Here is a 3,270-nt window from a genome sequence, read left to right on the forward strand (position 1 = left end):
GAGTAAAAATGTCATGCGTGTATAAATAGCATCAATTTCTCGATGAATATGTGAGTTATTGCATAATCTTTCGACCCGTTTTATCCAGTGTTTTTCTTTCGCAGCACTGTCAATATTACGTCCATTGTTTTACATAGATATTTCGTGGGGATTCCTCAGGGTTAGAACCGAACTGTCAGAAAGTCTTCTAAATTTTAAAAGTAAAATCTAGATTTATTCTTTCTGGTTTTTTAATTTTTACTGACAAAGAAAATTTATAATTCCTTTTTCTTATTTAATAACCTAAAAGTATAGAACGCAGATCAGCCATCGAAATGACTTATATAGCTGTTGAAGTTGCTGTTTTTATGTGCTTTCCATGCAAAGTGTAGTAATACCTTTAAATCTATTTAAATTCGTTTTTTCAACAGAAATCAAATGCCTTTATTGTGCTGGGTTTATAATCGATCTCGATTTTGCTTTTATTATTAAAATGTTTTTAATTTTAATTTTTTATTAAATCTTTATTTGTGTTGTACAACTTGGTTTGTTTTTAATGATTTTTTACATTATTTGAAAGGTTTTTCTTTTGTTTCTATTAGGTGGTGTTATTATTTTCGCCATTTTAACTTTTCTGCTGCTTATTTAATGAGCGTGTGGGTTTTATTTTATAGGGATTTTAAATTTGAAAAGGTTGATACACTTTCCTTTGATTTTTTTCTTATTCCATATGCCTTTTAAAAGCTTTTCTCAAGAGTTTGAACAAGCATATGTACCTATCGGTTTAGATGGTATTACATTGATATTACCAATGGATGTTTACCCCTCAAAACCTATTTATTTCAGCGTTAAAAATACAAGCACTCACGACTTTGTTGCTTGGAGTTCTACAAGTACTGCCGATTACTATCAAGTTGAAGCCTATATAAACGGAGAGTGGCATCTAGTTTCCAATAAGGTTATTGGGACCAGTGCGAGTTTTAGGGTCGATTCTAGTAGAGAGTATCGTATACGTTCTTGCCATAAGTACGGTTGCTCTGAATGGCAATTGAACAACAATAAAGTGAGTGATGAATTAAAAATCAACGCTTTTTATACTGATAAATCCACTTTAAAAAAAGGTGAAAGTACATTATTGAGATGGTCAGTTATGGGGGCTGCGACGGTTGAAATTAGAAACAGTGAAGGTTATACATTCTCGCCTTTGAACCCTGTTAGTGGGCGAATTACAATCAGACCTCAACGGTCCAGCACTTTTTATATCACTGCATCGGGTTTTTCAGGAGAGAAAAAACGCTTAAAGTAAACGTGGCTTTGGAGCACGGTTTAATTCGTCATACCGGACATAAAACAGCGTATACCCAACCTTTATACGAACTTCCTTATGATATAAACCATAAAACGGTTTTGACTGATAACGAAGATATATATTTTGGTACGCATGACGGAAAGTTATTACACTACCGCTATAAAAAAGAGGCTGTTGGTAGTGAAAAGTGGCAGTTAATTTGGGAGCGCTCGTTAAATGGTATAATTAACAACCCGCCAACACTGCATAATCGAGAGTTGTACTATTCGGTAAATATTTTTGGCGGGCGCAGCCAAATTTGCAGCGTAAAATTACAACAGCTACCAACACATAACTGTACTTCTATCAAATATGGGGAAGTATATGCCAGCCCAATCGTAATCGACCCCGACTTTTTGCCCCAATCAAATTTAAGTTGGTTACAGAAAAATGGGATCACACCTATTGATAGCCAAGTTATGCGCGGTATTTATGTTTTTTATCGAGATGGCAAAATCGAAGTGTTATCTCAGCTTTCTAAAAGCACAACTTCTCGCCAATTTACTTTACCTTTTCATCCGGCAACCCCAATTTTGAATACGCCGCAATTGTTAATTGGCGCGCAAAATACACCGAGTGAAGGAAAGCTTCAATTCACCCTTATTGATGGCGATAGGTTGGTGGGTTTGCCCGTACCAGTTGAATCGCAAGGCAATTCGATAGTTGAGCGTGCACAGCAAATGTTTCGTTTTGGTACTCAATCAGTTGCCAGTGAGTCAAAGGCAGCGCAGGTGCAAAAACTAGATGAAGCATGGAGCGCAGATTTATGATGAGTTTATTTAAAAAGGCCTTAAAAGCGACTGCTTTATTGGCCGCAAGTATTTATACCCACTTAGCTTTGGCGTCCGATTGTGGCACTAATGCCAATGCCACAGTTATACAAGAAGGCGACTCTTATTTAATTGAAGAAGTTATTGCTCCTTGGGACTATAGTGGTCGTGACACAGAATACTATGATGGATTTATTGGGGTAAAAGTTAATCAGATTAACAATTATACTCAATATGATGAATGGACAAAGCGTGGAGACGATGTTCAGTGTGTGCGCGTTAGTGGATTAAAAGTGGGCACGCACAGTATTACCGCAACTTATGGCGCCATGTCTGAGGACCATGATCCAGTTGATGGCACAACTCATGTGAATGGTGGCGCTCTTGATATTGACAGAACGGTGACGGTCGTAGCCAAAACAACGACAGACTTTACTCAAGCCGATGTGAGCCCTCGTGCAGGAGATTTGACCACGCGAGACCCAGTCACTGTTACTTTCAAGGTGAACGACAGTGGCAAGGATATTGATCGCTTCAATATCTATCGCAATAACACGCTGGTAAAGAGCTGTACAACTTCGAGTTCAGATTCGTTGTCATGTAGCTACGCTGATACTAATGCCGCAATTGAGGCGTGTGCCACAGAGTGCAAGGTTACCTGGCATGCAACCGCCTCGGATAAATTTTCTAATTCGGGTCGCAGTTCAGATATTGTTGTCACGTATCCTAACTTGAACTCTCCACCTGTGATTAGAGAGCTCAGTGCAGATAAGACACATATTCTTTCTGGGGACACGGTTACCCTTAAAGTGCATGTGACCGATGCAGATAATATTGCGTCTCTCCAATTAAGTTCATTGAAGCTTAAAGTGGGTGATGTCAGTAAGAACTTAACGGAGTTTAGTTCGAGCTGTTCTAGTAAAAAAGAAGTGAAATGTAGCGTCAAACTGGACATACAAAAAACCACCTCTGTGCAGTTAACAGCAACTGATGGTGCAGGAGCAAGTGATGTTGCTTCGAGAACAATTTATGTTGTTAAAGAACCTTTAATTAAGAGTTTTACCGCGTGGCCAACTTTAGCGACGACAAATAGCCCTGTATCAATAAGAGCACATGTCATTGACTTTGTTGGTGTAGAAGCAGGGCGAGAGTGTGAACATTCTGTTAACAGCT

Annotated in this window: 3 protein-coding genes and 1 pseudogene; 3 read left to right on the plus strand and 1 reads right to left on the minus strand. The window is 38.5% G+C overall.

The features are described 5' to 3' along the window. Positions 1–123 (minus strand): annotated as a pseudogene (locus N482_RS26015) (IS4 family transposase); the annotation flags it as partial. 541 nt (positions 124–664) lie between these two features. Between N482_RS26015 and N482_RS03425 the strand changes: the two are divergent. The 3 genes from N482_RS03425 to N482_RS03435 form a co-directional block, all read left to right on the plus strand. Then, on the plus strand, positions 665–1,285 hold the full coding sequence (locus N482_RS03425; protein WP_155730461.1) for a hypothetical protein: 621 nt from the start codon (positions 665–667) through the stop codon (positions 1,283–1,285). 8 nt (positions 1,286–1,293) lie between these two features. Then, positions 1,294–2,097, plus strand: a complete 804-nt coding sequence (locus N482_RS03430) for a hypothetical protein (RefSeq protein ID WP_155730462.1) — start codon at positions 1,294–1,296, stop codon at positions 2,095–2,097. Continuing rightward, positions 2,094–3,270 (plus strand): hypothetical protein (locus tag N482_RS03435; RefSeq protein ID WP_155730463.1); only part of this gene is annotated, 1,177 nt, incomplete at its 3' end. The genes N482_RS03430 and N482_RS03435, both read left to right, overlap by 4 nt.

Origin of the sequence: Pseudoalteromonas luteoviolacea NCIMB 1942 (assembly GCF_001625595.1) — a bacterium.
Taxonomy (GTDB): Bacteria; Pseudomonadota; Gammaproteobacteria; order Enterobacterales; family Alteromonadaceae; genus Pseudoalteromonas; species Pseudoalteromonas luteoviolacea_A.